This window comes from Rhizorhabdus sp. P4_G6, assembly GCF_056401045.1.
Genome location: NZ_JBFUKC010000001.1, coordinates 299,625 through 316,765, shown reverse-complemented (window position 1 = coordinate 316,765; position 17,141 = coordinate 299,625). Strand labels below are relative to the sequence as shown.

At 67.1% G+C, this 17,141-nt stretch carries 19 protein-coding genes; 5 read left to right on the top strand and 14 right to left on the bottom strand.

Annotation, left to right across the window (positions count from 1 at the left end):
* Positions 1-20: 20 nt before the first annotated feature.
* The 4 genes from holA to AC1DPF_RS01450 are packed head-to-tail and all read right to left on the bottom strand — an operon-like array spanning position 21 to position 4,520.
* A complete protein-coding gene (gene holA, locus AC1DPF_RS01465) occupies positions 21-1,043 on the bottom strand; it encodes a DNA polymerase III subunit delta (protein ID WP_477867859.1) in 1,023 nt (340 codons plus the stop codon).
* Complete coding sequence (gene lptE, locus AC1DPF_RS01460; RefSeq protein WP_477959322.1) at positions 1,040-1,546, bottom strand: LPS assembly lipoprotein LptE; 507 nt, start codon at positions 1,544-1,546, stop codon at positions 1,040-1,042. The genes holA and lptE overlap by 4 nt, the downstream gene beginning before the upstream one ends.
* On the bottom strand, positions 1,543-4,050 hold the full coding sequence (gene leuS, locus AC1DPF_RS01455) for a leucine--tRNA ligase (protein WP_477959320.1): 2,508 nt from the start codon (positions 4,048-4,050) through the stop codon (positions 1,543-1,545). The genes lptE and leuS overlap by 4 nt, the downstream gene beginning before the upstream one ends.
* Before the next feature lie 26 nt (positions 4,051-4,076).
* Positions 4,077-4,520 (bottom strand): DUF3576 domain-containing protein, encoded by a 444-nt coding sequence (locus AC1DPF_RS01450; RefSeq protein WP_477867865.1) that lies wholly within the window; start codon positions 4,518-4,520, stop codon positions 4,077-4,079.
* A 271-nt stretch (positions 4,521-4,791) separates the two neighbouring features.
* Here AC1DPF_RS01450 and AC1DPF_RS01445 point away from each other — a divergent pair, with 271 nt between their 5' ends.
* Positions 4,792-5,505: a porin gene (locus tag AC1DPF_RS01445; protein ID WP_477867867.1), complete on the top strand. Its 714-nt coding sequence runs from the start codon at positions 4,792-4,794 to the stop codon at positions 5,503-5,505.
* 54 nt (positions 5,506-5,559) lie between these two features.
* Here AC1DPF_RS01445 and AC1DPF_RS01440 read toward each other — a convergent pair whose 3' ends face one another.
* Positions 5,560-6,096, bottom strand: a complete 537-nt coding sequence (locus tag AC1DPF_RS01440; protein WP_477959317.1) for a thiamine phosphate synthase — start codon at positions 6,094-6,096, stop codon at positions 5,560-5,562.
* 22 nt (positions 6,097-6,118) lie between these two features.
* Between AC1DPF_RS01440 and AC1DPF_RS01435 the strand changes: the two genes are divergently transcribed.
* Positions 6,119-6,790, top strand: coding sequence for a YggS family pyridoxal phosphate-dependent enzyme (locus tag AC1DPF_RS01435; RefSeq protein ID WP_477959315.1), 672 nt, complete (start codon positions 6,119-6,121; stop codon positions 6,788-6,790).
* A gap of 15 nt (positions 6,791-6,805) precedes the next feature.
* Here AC1DPF_RS01435 and AC1DPF_RS01430 read toward each other — a convergent pair whose 3' ends face one another.
* Together AC1DPF_RS01430 and AC1DPF_RS01425 are read right to left on the bottom strand one after the other, a co-directional pair.
* Entirely contained in the window at positions 6,806-7,723 is a 918-nt protein-coding gene (locus AC1DPF_RS01430; RefSeq protein ID WP_477867873.1) for a zinc transporter ZntB, read from the bottom strand.
* Positions 7,720-8,490 carry a precorrin-2 dehydrogenase/sirohydrochlorin ferrochelatase family protein gene (locus tag AC1DPF_RS01425; protein ID WP_477959313.1) on the bottom strand — a complete coding sequence of 257 codons (771 nt, stop codon included), beginning with the start codon at positions 8,488-8,490 and terminating at the stop codon, positions 7,720-7,722. Before AC1DPF_RS01425 ends, AC1DPF_RS01430 begins: the two co-directional genes overlap by 4 nt.
* A 55-nt stretch (positions 8,491-8,545) precedes the next feature.
* Between AC1DPF_RS01425 and AC1DPF_RS01420 the strand changes: the two genes are divergently transcribed.
* On the top strand, positions 8,546-9,565 hold the full coding sequence (locus tag AC1DPF_RS01420) for an aldo/keto reductase (RefSeq protein ID WP_477959487.1): 1,020 nt from the start codon (positions 8,546-8,548) through the stop codon (positions 9,563-9,565).
* Between the two features lie 29 nt (positions 9,566-9,594).
* Here the strand turns inward: AC1DPF_RS01420 and galU are convergent, their stop codons facing one another.
* The 4 genes from galU to argH form a co-directional block, all read right to left on the bottom strand.
* Complete coding sequence (gene galU / locus AC1DPF_RS01415; protein ID WP_477959311.1) at positions 9,595-10,464, bottom strand: UTP--glucose-1-phosphate uridylyltransferase GalU; 870 nt, start codon at positions 10,462-10,464, stop codon at positions 9,595-9,597.
* Positions 10,465-10,528: 64 nt separating this feature from the next.
* Positions 10,529-11,800: a diaminopimelate decarboxylase gene (gene lysA, locus AC1DPF_RS01410; protein ID WP_477959310.1), complete on the bottom strand. Its 1,272-nt coding sequence runs from the start codon at positions 11,798-11,800 to the stop codon at positions 10,529-10,531.
* Positions 11,801-11,887: 87 nt separating this feature from the next.
* Positions 11,888-12,133 carry a hypothetical protein gene (locus AC1DPF_RS01405; protein WP_477867881.1) on the bottom strand — a complete coding sequence of 82 codons (246 nt, stop codon included), beginning with the start codon at positions 12,131-12,133 and terminating at the stop codon, positions 11,888-11,890.
* Positions 12,130-13,509: an argininosuccinate lyase gene (gene argH / locus AC1DPF_RS01400; RefSeq protein WP_477867883.1), complete on the bottom strand. Its 1,380-nt coding sequence runs from the start codon at positions 13,507-13,509 to the stop codon at positions 12,130-12,132. Before argH ends, AC1DPF_RS01405 begins: the two co-directional genes overlap by 4 nt.
* A gap of 97 nt (positions 13,510-13,606) precedes the next feature.
* Here argH and AC1DPF_RS01395 point away from each other — a divergent pair, with 97 nt between their 5' ends.
* Positions 13,607-14,077, top strand: coding sequence for a TlpA family protein disulfide reductase (locus AC1DPF_RS01395; protein ID WP_477867885.1), 471 nt, complete (start codon positions 13,607-13,609; stop codon positions 14,075-14,077).
* Positions 14,078-14,087: 10 nt separating this feature from the next.
* Here AC1DPF_RS01395 and AC1DPF_RS01390 read toward each other — a convergent pair whose 3' ends face one another.
* Complete coding sequence (locus AC1DPF_RS01390; protein ID WP_477867887.1) at positions 14,088-14,474, bottom strand: hypothetical protein; 387 nt, start codon at positions 14,472-14,474, stop codon at positions 14,088-14,090.
* Between the two features lie 160 nt (positions 14,475-14,634).
* On the opposite strand from AC1DPF_RS01390, the gene AC1DPF_RS01385 reads away from it, so the two are divergent.
* The gene (locus AC1DPF_RS01385) at positions 14,635-15,426 is read left to right on the top strand and encodes a DODA-type extradiol aromatic ring-opening family dioxygenase (protein WP_477867889.1); all 792 of its coding nucleotides are present in this window, start codon (positions 14,635-14,637) and stop codon (positions 15,424-15,426) included.
* Here the strand turns inward: AC1DPF_RS01385 and AC1DPF_RS01380 are convergent.
* Together AC1DPF_RS01380 and AC1DPF_RS01375 are read right to left on the bottom strand one after the other, a co-directional pair.
* Positions 15,406-16,020 carry a DedA family protein gene (locus tag AC1DPF_RS01380; protein WP_477867891.1) on the bottom strand — a complete coding sequence of 205 codons (615 nt, stop codon included), beginning with the start codon at positions 16,018-16,020 and terminating at the stop codon, positions 15,406-15,408. The genes AC1DPF_RS01385 and AC1DPF_RS01380 overlap by 21 nt on opposite strands.
* A 120-nt stretch (positions 16,021-16,140) precedes the next feature.
* Positions 16,141-17,097: a glutaminase gene (locus tag AC1DPF_RS01375; RefSeq protein ID WP_477959308.1), complete on the bottom strand. Its 957-nt coding sequence runs from the start codon at positions 17,095-17,097 to the stop codon at positions 16,141-16,143.
* Positions 17,098-17,141 lie beyond the last annotated feature (44 nt).

Genomic DNA, 17,141 nt, shown 5'->3' with positions numbered 1-17,141 from the left:
CGCCCCGCGGGGAAGGGAGATCAGCGCCGGCCGGCCGCCGCTGCCCGCGCGATGGTCAATATCTCCTCGCCGATCAACACCATGCCGGCGGTTCCCGAGCGCTTATAGGCGCGTTCGAGTGCGGCAAGGCGGGTTGTGGCGGTGGCGATGCGCTCCGGAGACCAGCGCTGCAGAAGTCCGGATACGACCTTCTGATCCTTCCAGAAAATGCCGCGGCCGGAGCTTGTCATCACCGCGTCGATGCTCTGCCCGGCCGCAACTTCTGCGCGCAGCGGCGCGATCTGGGCGAGGCGGCGGAGCAGGGCGCGGACCAGGCTGATTCCCTCGGTCGCCCCGATCAGCGCCAGCTCGGCAGCGGCGCGCTCGGGCCGGCCGCCGAGCACCGCATCGACGATCGCGCTGAGATCGCTTTCGTCATTGGCGGCGCCGATATCCGCCAGCGCGGCGGCGTCGGCCGGTTTCGGATCGTCGGGGGAGGCGTCGAGGTACAGCGCCAGCTTCTCGATCTCGCGGCTCATCAAGGCGCGGTCGGCATTGGTCGCGGAGACCAGCGCCTGGGCGGCGCGCGGCTCGAGCCGCAGGCCATGTTCGCGGGCGATGTCGATCGCGACCTTGTCGGCCTGGGCGCCCTCGGGAACATAGCTCGCATAGGCGAGCGCCGCCGGCGCGGCGAGGGCGAGCTTCACCAGCTTGGCATCCTTGCGCAGATTGCCCGCGACCAGCACCACCGGGTTGCCGGCCGACGGCGCCTCCATCAGCGCCGCCACGGCATCGAACATGTCGTCGGTAGCGGGATCGACGCGGATATGGCGAGCGCCGCCGAACAGCGATATCGATGCCGCCTCGTCGGCGAGCAGCGCCGGATCGGACCTGAGCTGGCCGGAGGCGAGATCGATCCGCTCGGCATCCGCGCCGAACGCCTTGTCGATCCGCGACGCCAACATCCGCGAACCCGATTCGTCGGGCCCGTAGAGCAGGAACAGGCGGACGGCAGGGTCGGGCTTGTCGAGCGCGCGCGCGATCTGGCCGGCATCAGCCTTCACTTGCCCGCGCTGCGCCCCGCATAGGTTGCGATCCGCGCGACGATCTGATCGGCGAGGGTCTCGGTCAGCCGTTCGAGCGCGGTCTGCTCGGCGGCGGCGGTGGCATATTCCGATCCGGCGACGTCGATGCCGGCATCGGCGGAGGCGCTCTGGTCCAGCAGGACGCTGCCGGTGGTGGCGTCGAGCAGCCGATAGCGGGCCCGTAGGGTCCGCCGTTCGCGGCTTATCGCATTGTCCTGGCGCACGCCGAAGCCGGTGATCTCGTCGTCCAGCTCGACTTCGAGGCGGAAGCGCGGACTGGCCTCACCCTGGCGGTGAAGCCGGTCGTTGAGCGCATTGCGGACCAGCCAGCCGCGCTGGCCGCCGATCGGCCTGACCTCGATGGCGCTCAGCGTCGTCGCAACCGGCCCGGCGCCGCCATCGGCATAGAGCGGATGCAGCCCGCAGCCGGGCAGCAGGACCGCCAGTGCCAGCGGCGCGAGAAGGCGGATGGCCAGCTTCATGCGACGATGTTGACGAGACGGTCGGGCACCACGATCACCTTCTTCGGGGCAACGCCTTCGAGCAATTTGCCGATCTTGTCGGACTGCAGCGCCATCGCCTCGAGCGCGTCCCTGCTGGCGCCTTTGGGCGCCGTTAGCGTGTCGCGCAGCTTGCCGTTGATCTGAACGGCGATGGTGACCTCGTCGTCTATCAGCAGGGCCGGATCATGCGCCGGCCAGGCCGCATCCGCAACCAGCCCGCTTTCGCCGAGGCGAGCCCAGGCTTCCTCGGCCAGGTGCGGCACCATCGGTGCGATCAGGCGCACCAGGGTCTGCGCCGCGGCGGTGCGGCTTGCCGATGGAGCGGCTTTCTCGATCGCATTGGCGAGCTCGTGGACCTTGGCTATGGCGCGGTTGAAGCCCAGCGTATCGATATCGGCCGCGATGCCGGCAATAGCTCGATGCAGCTTGCGATCGAGATCCTTGTCGCCACCTTCGCCGGGCTCGGACGCGTCGGTGATCCGCCACAGGCGGTTGACGAAGCGCCAGCATCCCTCGATGCCGCTCTCGGTCCATTCCAGGTCGCGCTCGGGGGGGCTGTCGGACAGCATGAACCAGCGCACCGCGTCCGCGCCATATTGATCGACGATCGGCCCCGGATCGACGACGTTCTTCTTGGACTTGGACATCTTCTCGATGCGGCCCAGCGTCGCCGGCTCGCCGGTCGCGATGACGATGCCATTCGAGACTTCTTCGGGGCTCAGCCACTGGCCGTCCGGCGCCCGGTAGGTCTCGTGGGTCACCATGCCCTGGGTGAACAGGCCGGTGAACGGCTCCTTGACCCCGATCTTGCCGATCCGCTCGAGCGCACGCGTCCAGAAGCGGGCGTAGAGCAAATGGAGGATCGCATGTTCGACACCGCCGATATACTGGCCGACCGGCAGCCAGCTTTCCGCGACGTCACGGTCGAACGGCTTGTCGCCGGGCTGGCTGGCGAAGCGGATGAAATACCAGCTCGAATCCGCGAAGGTGTCGAGCGTGTCGGTTTCGCGCCGGGCCGGCGCGCCGCAGCCGGGGCAATCGACATGCTTCCAGGTCGGGTGGCGGTCGAGTGGATTGCCGGGGATGTCGAAGCTGACATCCTCGGGCAGGATCACCGGCAACTGTTCCCTCGGCACGGCGACGGGCCCGCAGCTGTCGCAATGGATGATCGGGATCGGGGTGCCCCAATAGCGCTGGCGCGAGACGCCCCAGTCGCGCAGGCGCCAGACCGTGGTGCCGGTGCCCCAGCCCTCGGCTTCGCCGCGCGCGATCACCGCGGCCTTGGCGTCCTCGACCGACAGGCCGTCGAGGAAGCTCGAATTGACGATCCTGCCGGGTCCGACATAGGCTTCGTCGTGGATCGGAGCAGTTGCCTCGGCGGGCGACGGGGCGACGACGCGCTTGACCGGCAGCGCATATTTCCGCGCGAAGTCGAGATCGCGCTGATCGTGCGCCGGGCAGCCGAACACCGCGCCGGTGCCATAGTCCATCAGCACGAAATTGGCCACGAACAGCGGCAGTTTCCAGGTCGGATCGAGCGGATGGATCACCGACAATCCGGTGTCATAGCCCTTTTTCTCGGCCGTCTCGATCTCTGCCGCGGCGGTGCCGGTGCGCTTGCACTCGGCGATGAAGGCCTCGAGCGCCGGATTGCCGGCCGCCAGCGCCTGGGCGATCGGATGATCGGCGGCGATCGCCGCGAAGCTCGCCCCGAACAGCGTGTCGGGCCGCGTCGTGAACACCTCGAAATCGGTGATGCTGCCGGCGGGCGCGTCGAGCTGGAAGGTGAAGCGCATGCCCTGCGACTTTCCGATCCAGTTCTCCTGCATCGTGCGGACCTTTTCGGGCCACTGGTCGAGCGTCGACAGGCCTTCGAGCAGTTCCTCGGCAAAGTCGGTGATCTTGAGAAACCACTGGCTGAGCTTGCGCCGTTCCACCAGCGCGCCGGAACGCCAGCCGCGGCCGTCGATCACCTGCTCATTGGCGAGCACGGTCATGTCGACCGGATCCCAGTTGACCGCGGATTCCTTGCGATAGACCAGCCCGGCGGCGTAGAGATCGAGGAACAGCGCCTGTTCCTGTCCGTAATAATCGGGCTCGCAGGTCGCCAGCTCGCGGCTCCAGTCGAGCGCGAAGCCCAGCCGCTTCAGCTGCTGGCGCATCGCCGCGATATTGGCGCGGGTCCAGTCGCCGGGGTGAACCTTCTTTTCCATCGCCGCATTTTCGGCGGGCATGCCGAAGGCATCCCAACCCATCGGGTGGAGCACCTCATGGCCCTGCATGCGCCGGAAGCGGGCGAGCACGTCGCCCATCGTATAGTTGCGGACATGGCCCATGTGGATGCGTCCCGACGGATAGGGAAACATCTCGAGCACATAGCTTTTGGGCTTGGGGCTGTCGTCGCGCGCATGGAAGGTGCCCTGGCTTTCCCAGATCCCCTGCCAGTGCGCGTCCGCCTTCACATGGTTGAAACGCGCGTTCACGTGGTCATTGGCCTTTTAACCGGCGATCAGCCGGCGATGGTCGCACGGCGCAGGTCCCGCGCCTTGGTCAGGATGATGTCTTCCAGCTTCTGGGCGGTCGCGGCCTGCACCGTGGCATCGACCCAAGTGCCATTGGCCAGCACTTGGCGCTGCGGCGCCACGCGCACCGCATCGGCGCGCAGGTCGGCGTCGAGGATGGTGACGGTCAGCTTCATCCGCTCGGCCGGCTGGTTGGGGTTGGTGTACCAGTCGGTGACGATCACGCCGCCGTTCGAATCGGTCTGAAGCAGCGGCATGAAGGAGAGCGTCTCGAGCGAGGCCTTCCAGAGATAGGCGTTGACGCCAATCGCCGTGGTCTTGGCGGCCGCGAGGTCGGATGCGAACTGAGCCTTGTTCTTGCCGCCGCCGCAGCCCGCCAGCGAGGCGACAAGGGCGAGGGCGATCGCGGTGCGAAGGGTAGGGCTGGTCATCTGGGGGCGGTCCTTGGGGCTCAATCTGCGGGGCGTTTTGCGCGATGCGTCGTTATAGACGTACCGACCGGCCCCGCAAGGCCGAACGGGCTTGCGGCTTGGGGGCCGAAGTAAAGCGGAACTGGCGCCGCTGCCGGTGCTCTGAAGGGGGCGGAAAGAGCAGATTGTGGAGTCTGTGCAACAGACTTCGGATTTCGCCAAAAGGCATATGGCAACGACTCACCTGGGATGTTAGGGCATCCTATATATATAAAAGAATGAGTTACGCAGGATGACATATAAGGGGGCCTACGGAAAGCTGGTTGGCGCTGTCGTTACGACGGCGCTGCTGCTGTGCGCCCCTGCCATATCCGCGAAACCGGCCCCCACGCCCCAGGTGAAGATCGATCGCAAGAAGGCGAGGGGCATCGGCTTTTTCGCGCCGCTCGCCGCCGATCCGCGCCAGTCCGCGTTGTTCGATCGTGTCGGCGGCAGCTTCGCTGAACCCAGCTTCCGCTTCACGCCTTCGGGCGGCAGCAGCAAGCGCGCGGTCACCGTTGCGATTCGCGCGCGCAACAACCGTCCCAATTCGCTGACGACGGTGGCGGTCAACAGCGCTGCGATCAGTGCCGGCCTTGCGCCCTCGGCCTATAGCCTGGGCGCTTCGCTCGGCTGGAAGCATTTCGCGCTGTCGGGCGACTTCGCCCGGATCGATGGCGGCGCAGTGCCCGACGACCGCCAGCTTGCCGACATCGGCGTGAGCTATTCCGGCTCGAAGTGGAGCACGCGCCTGCTGTTCGGTGCGGAGCGCGCCACCGGCGAGAACAAGCTCGGCGGTCCCGACGAAGCCCTGTCCGTCGACCTCGGCGGCTCCTACTCGCTCACACGCAACCTCGAACTGTCCGGCGGACTGCGCTACAAGACGCAGCGTGAGCGTCTCGACATGACGAGCGACCTGCGCCGCGACAGCCAGGCAATCTATATCGGGACGGCGTTCCGCTTCTAAGACTGTCGTTCAGCTGGTCCCGCTCCTCCTGAACTTGAACGAAACAAAGCCTGGCTACGAAGCCCAGGCGTCGATCGCCGCCCATCCGTAAGCGCCGCAGCGCACGGCCAGTTTTCCCCTGATCCGGTCCATGCCGCCCAAGGCGATCACCGGCCGCCGCGTCGCCCGGGCCAGTGCGGCGAAGCGCATCCGGCCCAGCGGCGTGGCACCCGTATGCGACCGCGTGGCGTGTAGCGGCGACAGGAAGATCGCGCCCGCGCCGGAACGCTCCGCCCGCCTGATCTCGCGCACATCATGCGCTGGAGAGGTACCATAGCGGGGCGGGTGGGCGATGGCGTGATGCGCGCCATCGGCCCGCCAGCGGAGCGCCTCGCGATCTCCGCCGGCGAGCAGCAGAACAAGTCCCCGTTTCCGGGCCATCCGCCGCACCCGCTCGAACAGCTGCCGCCGTTCGGTCGTGCCGCTGGCCTTGTGACGGAACACGATGCCCGATCCGGCCGGCAGGCGCGCGATCGCGGCCCATAAGCCGTCGCCCTGGCGCTCGTCGGTCATCATCCACAGCTGTGGAAGCTCGGGGTGGCGGGGCCTCATCGCGCCACCTATAGCGAAGCGCATGGCTGATATCGACACCACCGCCGCCCGACGCCTTGCCGACATCCGCAAGCGCATCGCCCATGCCGCCGAACTTGCCGGACGCGATCCCACGGGCGTCGAACTGATCGCGATCTCCAAGACGCGCGAGGCGCCCGACATCATCCCCCTGCTCGCGTCAGGCCAGGCGAGCTTCGGCGAAAATCGCGTCCAGGAAGCCGAAGCGAAGTGGCCGGCGCTGCGGGAGGGCCGCGCCCTGCGCATCCATCTCGTCGGGCAGCTCCAGTCCAACAAGGCACGCGAAGCGGTCGCGCTGTTCGACGCGATCCACTCGATCGACCGTCCTTCGCTGATCGAGGCGCTGGCGCGCGCGATCGGCGCGAGCGAGCGCCGGCCAGATTGCTTCATCCAGGTCAACATCGGCGAGGAGCCACAGAAGGGCGGCTGCGCGATCGATGATCTGCCGACCATCCTGCAGCAGGCGCGCGACGCAGGACTGCCGGTGGCCGGCCTGATGGCGGTGCCGCCGGCCGAGGTCGAGGCCGCGCCCTATTTCGCGCTGCTGGCCAAGCTCGCCCGCCGGCATGGCCTGGCGGGGCTCAGCATGGGCATGTCGTCGGATTTCGAAACGGCGGTGATGCTGGGCGCGACCCAGGTGCGCGTCGGCACGGCATTGTTCGGCGGGCGCGGATGACGCGATCGGTGGCCCTCAGCTCCTGAACCAGCGTGCCGCGGTGAAATAGGCCGCGACGCCCAGCCCGACCAGCAGGCTGAACCCGGTCACCGCCCAGAAGGACAAGGGGTGGTGCGCATAGGGGATGCCGTCGACGTTCATCCCGAACAGGCCGGTGACAAAGGTGAGCGGCAGGAAGATCAGCGCGACGATCGCGATGATCAGCGAGCGGCGGTCGATCTTCTCCGCGCGCAGATCGGTGATCTGCTCGTGGAGCAGCGCCGATCGCTCGCGCACCGCCTCGAGCTCCTCGGCCATGCGCGCGAAGCGGTCGGCGGCCTCGCGCAGGTGGATCCGGTCCTCATCCTCTATCCACCCATATTCGAGCTGCGACATCGCCTCGAGAGCCTGCCGCTGCGGCACGATGAAGCGTCGATAGCTGATCGCGGTCGAGCGCGCCTTGGCGATGTTCCGGCGCAGCGCGAAGCCGTCGGCCGACAACGCCAGCTCGCAGTCGTCGACCTGATCGCCGAGATCGGCGACAACCGGATCGAGCTGGTGGCTGATCTGGACCGCAAGCGCCGCGATGAAGTCGCCGGGATCGAGGAACTCGCCGTGCTCCATCCGCTCGCGGAGATTCTCGAGCCCGGCCATATGGCGATAGGTGACGGACACGACCCGGCCGCGTTCGGCCCAGATGCGGATCGAAACCAGTTCGTCGCCCTCGTCCTCGGCGCTCAGGCGCGGTCCGCGAAGATTGATGATCACGCCCTCGTGCAGCGGCTGGCAGCGCGGCCGGGTTTCGGCGGTGGTCAGGTTGAAGCGGGCGGTCGGCGGCAGCGCGTGGGCTTCGTCGTCGAGCCAGCGCATCGCCTCCTCGTCCCGTCCGTCGAGATGGGCCCAGCAGAAATGCCCATTGTGGCGCTCGCCGATCGTCCAGCTCGTCGTCGTCATGCGATCTCCAGGTCGATCGAGAGGCCCGGGCCAGGCTTGGCCGGCGCAGTCGCGCAACACGCGCGCAGCGCATCGGCGCGGGCACGGTCGAGGATCGCGGATGGCACGTCGGCGCGGTGGAAGATCCGGTCGGCCTGGCCGAGCAGCCTTGCCTGGCCGAGGGTGAGATCGTCGGGATCGGTCGAGTGCAGGCGGATGATAACGAGCCGATCCTGCGCCGGGTCCCGCTCGCCGCCTGCCCAGGCATCCACTGCGCTTTCGCTACTGTCGCGCAAGGGATCGAGCGGGCCGCCCTCGACGAGGCCGGCATCGATCGCGCGGCGCCGCGCGTCGGCATCGGGCCAGCGCGCGCGGATCCGGCTGCGGGCGGCGAACAGCCGGTCGGCGAGCGCTCCGAGCCTGGCGGGCAGCATGGTTTCAAGCCGCTGGCGCAGCGCCTTGGCGAGTCCCGCCGATCGGCCGCCGGTGCCGATCGCGACGAGCACCGGATCGCGGTCTATGATCGCGGGGAGGGTGAAGTCGCACAAGGCCGGCCGATCCGCGACGTTGACCAGCAGCCCGCGCGCCCGTAGCCGGGCCGCTGCCGCGGCGGCTTCATCATCATCATCGAGCGCGACGAAAGCGATCCGGGCATCGCCGTCGTCCTCGGCCACCGGAACGGCGCCCGCCCGCTCGATGATCCGGCGCTTGGCCGCCGCCATGTCGCCATCGCCGATCAGAATCACCGGTCGCTCGGCCATGTTCAGAAAGATCGGCAGGCTGTGCATCGACCGTCTTGTCGCGCGCGCCGTGGCTTTTGCCAAGCCGGATCGCATGTGCGACATGCCTGCCCGAAGCGAGGAGAAAGCCGTGATTTCGAAACGCAAGCTGGGCCCGTTCCTGGTCAATCCGATCGGCCTTGGCTGCATGGTGCTGAGCCACGGCTATGGCGACATTCCGGCGGCCGACTATGCCGAGCGCTTGCTCAACCGGGCTATCGATCTCGGCTACGACTTTCTCGACACGGCCTCGATCTATGGCAATGGCCATAATGAGGCGCTGATCGGCCGTGCGCTCGGCCGGCGGCGCGGGGAATTCACGCTTGCTTCCAAATGTGGGTTCAGCCTGGAGCCTGGCGCGCGGGCGGTCGACGGATCGCCGCAAGCCATCGCGCGCACGCTCGAGCGGAGTCTGGAGCTGCTCGGCTGCGAGCATATCGATCTCTATTATCTTCACCGTCCGGATCCCAAGGTGCCGATCGAAGAGTCGGTGGGGGCGCTGGTCCGCGCCGTCGAGGCCGGGAAAATCGGCGCGATCGGCCTGTCGGAGGTTTCGGCGGACCAGCTGCGGCGCGCGCACGCCGTCCATCCCATCGCCGCCCTCCAGACAGAATATTCGCTGTGGACCCGCAATCCCGAGATCGCCGTACTCGACGCATGCCGGGAACTGGGGACCGCCTTCGTCGCCTTCTCGCCGGTGGGCCGTGGCTTCCTGGGTGGCGCGCTCGGGGCAGGCCATGTCTTCGGCGCGAATGACATGCGCCCGGCGATGCCGCGGTTCCAGGAGCCGCATTATGATCGCAACCTGGCCTTGCTGGAGCGATTCCGCACCGCCGCCAGGACGATCGGCTGCACCCCGGCCCAGCTCGCCATCGCCTGGCTGCTGCATCGCGACCCCGACCTGATCACGATCCCGGGCACCAAGAACATCGCCTATATGGAAGAGAATCTGGGCGCGGCCGATGTCCGCCTCACATCCGCTCAGATGGCCGACCTCGACACCATGATCAATCAGCGAACGGTATCGGGCGGTCGCTACGGAGCTATGATGCAGGCGACCGTAACAACCGAGGAGTTCGCCTGAACTGGCGCAGGCGAACTCCGGCGCCCGGGTTAATCAAGGTTCTTGATGAACGCGCGGATCGCGTCCGCGATCTCGGGCCGTTCCAGCGCGAGTGCGATGTTCGCCTGTATGAAGCCGGCATTGTCGCCGCAATCATGGCGATCGCCATCGAAGGTCAGCGCGTGGAAGGGCTGGACGCCGATCAGCTTGGCCATGGCGTCGGTCAGCTGGATCTCTCCGCCCGCGCCGCGTTCGCCCTTGTCGAGCAGATCGAAGATCTCGGGCTGGAGGATATAGCGGCCGACGCAGGCCAGGCGCGACGGGGCAGTCCCCGCCGCCGGCTTCTCGATCATGCGCTTCACCTCGGTGACGGGGCCCTCGGTCGTGCCGGGATCGACGATGCCATAGCGATGGGTATGGTCTTCGGGCACTTCGACGACGGCGATGACATTGCCGCCCTTGGCCTCATAGGTCTGCGCCATCTGTCGCAGGCAGGGCGATCCCGGATTCCATAGCAGCTCGTCCGGCAGCAGCACGGCGAACGGTTCGTCGCCGACCAGGTCGCGCGCGCAGCCGACCGCATGGCCGAGGCCGAGCATCTGCTGTTGACGCACGAATGCCGCCTTGCCGGGAGCCAGGCGGGTCTTCTGCATCATCTCGAAAATGGCGGTCTTGTTCTTGATGCTGAGATCATGCTCGACCTCGAAGACGCTGTCGAAATAATCCTCGATCGCATATTTGTTGCGGCCGGTGACGAAGATCATCTGCTCGATGCCGGCCGCGCGCGCCTCGTCGACGGCATATTGGATCAGCGGCCGGTCAACGACCGGCAGCATCTCCTTGGGAACGGCCTTGGTAGCGGGAAGGAAACGGGTGCCGAAACCGGCGACGGGAAAAATGGCCTTACGGACGGGCTTCATGCGGTCTCCCTTTAGCGACTTCGATGCAGGCGGCGCTGCCGGAGCAAAAATCGCCTGGAGCGATTCAGATCCATGGCGGCAGCTTGTCGCCTGCTATCAGCACCTCGATCGGCTGCCTCTCCCTGACCACCGCCCACTGGTCGCCATGGACCAGGACTTCGGGGGTCAGCGCCCTCGAATTATAGGTGTTGGCCATCGTCGCGCCATAGGCACCCGCCGTCATGAAGGTGACGAGGTCGCCCGGTTCGACATGGTTCATAACCCGCTTCTTGGCGAATGTATCGCCGCTTTCACAGATGGGGCCGACGATGTTGGCCGTCATAGTGCCACCATTGGGCGTAACCCCGCGGATGTCGTGCCAGGCGTCGTACAGGCTGGGCCGCATCAGGTCATTCATCGCGGCATCGACGATGACGAAGGGATCGGTGACGCCCTGCTTGACGCGAATCACGCGGCTGAGCAGCACGCCCGCATTGCCGACGATGACACGGCCGGGCTCGAACAGCAGCCGTACCTTCCAGCCGCGCGTCACCTCGCCCACCATCGCACCATAGGCTGCGGGCAGCGGCGGGATCGGCTTGGCGGGATCATAGGGCACGCCCAGCCCGCCGCCCAGATCGGCGGTGGCGATGGCATGGCCGGCGGCGCGCAGCTCGGCGATCAGCGCGCCGATCTTCTCGAAGGCGGCACGCGATGGGCCGAGATCGGTCAGCTGGCTGCCGATATGGACGGCCACGCCACGAATCTCCAGGCCCGGCAACTCGGCCGCGCGGGCATAGGCTCGGAGCGCGCGATCATAGGCGACGCCGAATTTGTCCTCCGAGCCGCCGGTCGAGATCTTGGCATGGGTGCCGGCGACGACATTTGGGTTGATGCGGAAGGCGATCGGCGCCTTCACCCCCATCGCCGTCGCGACCTCGGACAGCATCTCGGCTTCGGGTTCGGACTCGATGTTGAACTGGAAGATGCCTTCGCCAAGCGCGAGCCGCATCTCTTCGGCGGTCTTGCCGACGCCCGAGAACACGATCCTGCCTGCCGGCACGCCGGCGGCGCGGGCGCGCAGCAGTTCCCCGCTGGACACGACATCGGCGCCGAGCCCGGCGCGCGCCATCGTCGCGAGCACCGCGCGGTTGGGATTGGCCTTGACCGCAAAGGCGATGAGCGGCCCCTCGGGGCCGGACTCCACCTCGGCCAGCGCGGCCTTGAAGACCGCGACATGGCGCTCGATCGTCGCCGTCGAATAGACGTAGACCGGCGTACCGACGGCATCGGCGATCGCCGGCAGGGGCACGTCTTCGGCGTGGAGGACGCCGTCCTTGATGTTGAAATGGTCCATGGGAGTCCTGTTATTCCCGTCATCCCAGCCAAAGCCGGGATCTCAGGAGAGCATGGCAAGGCCTGATGCGGTCGCTGACGGCCGCGATCACCCCGGAGGCGGCAGGTTGAAGCGATCGTCCGGGCGTTCCTCCGAGCGGCGCAGCACGTCGTCGCTGCGGCCGGGGCGCGTCTCGACCGGCGGCGTCAGCAGCTGGTCGACGCTCGGCTGCGCGGCCGCGGTCGCCGGTTTGGGCGGCAATGCCTGGCCACCGGCGGGGTGCAGCGCATCGCGCTTGCCGCAGGCGGCCAAGCTGAGCAGCGCCAGCGCGGCGAGGATCGTGCGGGTCTTCATTCGCGGTCCAATCCCAATGCCGCCCGGGCCTCGGCTATGCGCGCGCGGACCTGTTCGGGGGCGGTACCGCCATGGCTCGCGCGGCTTGCCACCGATGCGTCGACCGACAGCGCCGCATATACGCGGTCGTCGATCCGGGCGTCTATCGCCCGCAGCGCCTCGATCGGCAATTTGTCGAGCGCCAGCCCTTCGCGCTCGGCCAGCTTCACCGCGGTCCCGGTGATGTGGTGCGCCTCACGGAAGGGGATGTCGGCGACCCGCACCAGCCAGTCGGCCAGGTCGGTCGCGGTCGAGAAGCCCGCTTCGGCGGCGGCGCGCAGCCGCGGCACGACGAACTCGCAGGTCTCGATCATTCCGGTCATCGCCGCGATCGACAGCGCGAGCAGGTCGTGCGCTTCGAACACCGGCGGTTTGTCGTCCTGCATGTCCTTCGAATAGGCGAGCGGCAGGCCCTTCATCGTCATCACCAGCGCCGTCATGCAGCCGGCGATGCGGCCGGAATGGCCGCGCACGAGCTCGGCTGCGTCGGGATTGCGCTTCTGCGGCATGATCGACGAGCCGGTCGAGTAGCTGTCGGGCAGCTTGACGAAGCCATAGGGCTGGCTGGCCCAGATGATGAACTCCTCGGCCAGCCGTGACAGGTGCAGGCTCAGCTGGGTTGCCGCCATCAGGTAATCGAGCGCGAAATCGCGGTCGGACACCGAATCGAGCGAATTGGCGGTGGGGCCGTCGAAGCCGAGCGCCTTGGCCGTCATCTCGCGGTCGATCGGAAAGCCGGTACCGGCCAGCGCGGCCGCGCCGAGCGGCGAGCGATTGAGCCGCGCGCGGGCATCGGCGAAGCGGCTGCGGTCGCGCGACACCATCTCATAATAGGCCATCAAATGGTGGCCGAGGGTGACGGGCTGGGCAACCTGCAGATGGGTGAAGCCCGGCATCACGCTGGCGGTATGCTCGCCGGCGCGGGTGACCAGCGCCGCCTGCAGCGCGGCTAGCCCGGCGTCGACCGCGTCGATGGCGTCGCGCACCCACAGCTTGAAGTCGGTCGCCACCTGGTCGTTGCGCGAACGCGCGGTGTGAAGCCGGCCGGCGGGCGCGCCGATCAGTTCTGCAAGCCGCCCCTCGGTCGCCATGTGGATGTCTTCGAGGGCCAGGTCGACCGGCACGCCCTCGGTGCGATATTCCTCGGCGATCCTGTCCAGCCCGCCGGAGATTGCGGCGGCATCGGCTTCGCTGACGATCTTCTGTCGGGCGAGCATGGCGACATGCGCCTTTGACCCGGCGATGTCCTGCTGCCAAAGCCGCTTGTCGAAGGGTATCGAAGCGTTAATCTCGCGCATCACCGCGGCGGGCCCTTCAGCGAAGCGCCCTCCCCACATCTTGTTGGAGTTATCCGTGCGGCCGTTGATCGCCTGTCTCCTCGCATTGGCGCTGGCCGCCTGCGATAGTAAACCGCAAAGCCCCCCGCAAGGCGGGGTGCCCGCTGAATCGGTCGGCAGGGTCGATATATCGCAGCGCGGCAAGGAAATGCCCGCGATTCCGTTCAGCGCCCCCGGCGGCGGACCGGCGACTCTCACCCAGTTTCGCGGCAAGCCGCTGATGGTCAACCTCTGGGCGACCTGGTGCGCGCCGTGCATTGCGGAGATGCCGGCGCTCGATGTGATCGCCGCGAAGGAGGCGGACCGCTTTCGCCTGATCACGGTCAGCCAGGACCTGGAGGGCGCCAAGGTGATCGCGCCCTTCTTCCAGAAAAAGGGGTTCAAGGCGCTTTCGCAATATGCCGACCAGCAGAATGTGCTGATGACCGCGTTCGGTACCGAAACCTTGCCGACGACGATATTCTTCGATGCCCGGGGCAAGGAGCTGTGGCGGGTCTATGGCGCGATGGACTGGAACGGCGCGCCGGCGAAGAAGCTGATCGATGATGGCGTGGGAGCGGGACGCTGAAGGGCCGCCGCTATTGCGTCGTTGTCCCGCGGGTGGCCGCTTGGGCCGACAACCAGGCTTCGGCGCTATCCACCGAGAGGAATGATTTCATCCGATCGTCAGATGTCAATCGATCGGTTTGCATCTTCGCCAGCATCGAGCCCAGCACGATCGCATAGCGATCATCGGGGCCTTCGAGCACTTCATCGGGTGATTTGAAGCGGCTCATGGTGGCAGTCGGCTGTACCAGAGACTCGCGCGCATCGACGAGAAACCGGAAGGATCCGAACCTGCGGCGAGCCGTGGAGGCGTTGGCGACCAGCTCTGCGGTGAGCCTGTCGGCCTCTTCGACCGACAGGATGCCCGAGATTGCCATACATACGAGCCGCTTTTGCTCGTCGGTTCTAAATGCGAACATTCGCCCTCTCCTTGCTTAAGGCTTAGGCCGGAAAGATTTACATAATGCTTACGCCATCGGCCGTTTGCGTCGGCGGCTCCGGTGTCGGCCCGCCGGCTCGCCCGGCTGCCAGACATCAAGAAGCGGTTGAATAACGATTCCACCACGCCATCTTGTCGTCATGAGCCAGCGTCAACCCAGCCTCTATATCCCGCATGGCGGCGGTCCCTGTTTTTTCATGGACGATCCCGCCGGACTCTGGACCCGGATGGCGGCGTTCCTGCGCGGCCTGCCGGGGCTGCTGCCGGAACGGCCCAAGGCGATCCTGATCGTCTCGGGGCATTGGGAAACCGACGGCTTCCGGTTCACCGCCGCCACGCGGCCTTCGCTGATCTTCGATTATAGTGGCTTTCCGCCGCACACCTATGAACTGCGCTACGATGTGCCCGGCGATCCGGCGCTGGCCGAGCGCGCGGCGGGGTTGCTGCGGGCGGGAGGATATGACTCGGCCATCGATCCGGACCGCGGCCTCGATCATGGCGTGTTCGTGCCGCTGAAGGTCGCCTTCCCGGAAGCCGACGTGCCCGTGGTGGAGATGTCGCTCGACATGCGGCTTGATCCTGTCCTCGCCTATCGCGCCGGGCGTGCGCTCCGGCCGCTGCGCGACGAGGGGGTGCTGATCCTGGGCGCGGGCATGAGTTTTCACAACCTGTCGGCGTATCGCCGCGCGGAAGCCGCCGAGCCGTCGCTGGTCTTCGACGACTGGCTGAGCGCTGTCGTCGAGGGCGCGCCGGCCGATCGCGAGGCAGGCCTTGGCGGGTGGGTCAATGCTCCGGCGGCGCGCCTCGCCCACCCGCGCGAGGAGCATCTGCTGCCGCTGATGGTCGCGGCCGGCGCGTCGGACGGCCCCGGCCAGCGTGTCTATGGGGATATGGTGGCGGACACGATGATCTCAGGATTCCGCTTCGATTGACGGCAGGTGAAATGGCTCGTTGAGCCGTTCGCGCCGCTTCTGTTGCCGCCGGCGCCAGAGCAGCCAGAGCAGGAAGCAGGTCCCGGGGATTGGGAAGGCGATCATCAGCTCGGTCTTGTAGGGCGCGAGCGCGGCCAGCATATGATCCACCGCCGGACCGAACATGAAGCCGATGGTGGTGAACACCGCCGACCAGAGGATGCAGGCCAGCGCATTGAGCGCGGCGAAGCGCCGGAGCGGGATAGAGGTCAGCCCGATCGCGATGGGGCTCACCGTGCGCAATCCGTAGAGGAAGCGGAAGATCAGGATATAGGCGGTGGGATAGCGCTCGATGAAGCCGACCGCCCGCGCGAAGGCGGGCTTCTGGCGGGCATGGGTGACGAAGGGTCGATCCCTGAAGCGGCGGCCGACCTGGAAGAACAGCTCGTCGGCGAAGAAGGCGCCGAAGGCGGTGGCGAGGAATGCGGCCCAGGCCGGAAAGATGCCGCGATGCGCCATCACCCCGCCGGCGATCGCGGCGGTTTCCCCTTCGAAGCCCGCGCCCAGCGCGATGGCCCAGGGGCCGATGTCCTGCACGAGCTGACCGAAACCCATATGTCCGTAATGCCCGATGCGAGGAGAGACGCGGTTGAAGCGCGAGCCGGCATAGCGTCTCCGGCAGGCCACGTCATCCCGCCGCAGGCCGGTGCGCAATCGCGACCGGCCGGAGCGGCCTCAGCCAGGTTCGCGCTGGTTGAACACGGACCATCCGGTTGCCACCGCGAGGCGTTCCAGCGCCAGCGATCCAAGCGTGGAATTGCCGCGGTCGTTCAGCCCCGGCGACCAGACGGCGATCGAGGCGACGCCCGGCACCACCGTCAATATTCCGCCGCCGACGCCCGACTTGCCCGGAATGCCGACGCGGAAGGCGAACTCGCCCGAGCCGTCATAATGGCCGCACAGCATCATCAGCGCATTGATCCGGCGCGCGCGCATCGGCGAGACGACGTTGAAGCCGGTATCCGGATGCTGGCCTTCGAGCATCAGGTAGCGACCGGCCATCGCCAGCTGCTTGCAATTCATCGCCAGCGCGCATTGGTGAAAATAGACGCCCAGCACCTGATCGACCGGATGGTGGAGATTGCCAAAGGCCCGCATGTAATTGGCGAGCGCGGCGTTGCGGAAGCCGGTGTCGGCTTCGCCCTGCGCCACTTCATTGTCGATGGTGATGCTGTCGTCACCACTGACCTCACGCATGAAGCGCAATATCTCGGCGATGGCTTCCTTCGGTTCGTGCCCGGCCAGCACCACGTCCGACACGACGATCGCCCCGGCGTTGATGAACGGATTGCGCGGGATGCCATGCTCGGCCTCGAGCTGGACGATCGAATTGAAGGCGTTGCCCGACGGCTCGCGGCCGACCCGCTTCCACAGCGCGTCGCCGACCTTGCCCAGCGCCATCGTCAGCGCGAACACCTTCGATACCGACTGGATCGAGAAGGACATGTCGGCGTCGCCCGCCGCATACATCCTGCCATCATGGGTGGCGATGGCGATCCCGAAATGCTTGGGATCGACCCGCGCGAGACCGGGAATATAGTCGGCGACCTTGCCGCGATCCTCATGGGCCGCCATTTCATCGGCGATGCGGCGGACGAGCGCGTCCAGATCGGGAGCGACCGTCAGCGGCATGTCAGTCCCTCCCCCCGGTAGAAACAGCTATTCTCGCAGCCTGG